This is a genomic window from Roseovarius sp. A-2, assembly GCF_002072155.1.
Taxonomy (GTDB): domain Bacteria; phylum Pseudomonadota; class Alphaproteobacteria; order Rhodobacterales; family Rhodobacteraceae; genus Roseovarius.
In genome coordinates this window covers 1-253 of sequence record NZ_BDIY01000122.1, presented here as the reverse complement: position 1 = coordinate 253, position 253 = coordinate 1, and the positions used below count along the sequence as shown (strand labels likewise).

The 253-nt window shown below is 51.0% G+C and carries 1 pseudogene; it reads right to left on the bottom strand.

Annotated elements, in window-relative coordinates:
- Nucleotides 1-127, bottom strand: a pseudogene (locus BHD06_RS22850) (IS6 family transposase); the annotation flags it as partial.
- Between the last annotated feature and the right edge of the window lie 126 nt (nucleotides 128-253).

Below are 253 nucleotides of genomic sequence, written 5' to 3'. Positions count from 1 at the left end.
CGATCGCACGCCACAGCCAGTGTTTCTTGCCACGGATCGTGATCACGACTTCATCCATGTGCCACTTATCGTTCGGCCGTGGTCGATCCCGGCGAATGCAATTTGCAAAGTTTTGACCAAAGCGATTTGAAGTGGTCCCACCTTTTCGGACATGTTTGCAGCTTTTCTAAGGTGTATCGGGTTTAGGTTTCATGCTGCTTCTTGTTGTTCCAAGCCTACCCAATATGCGTCGTCAGGCGTCTGCCGATCAAGG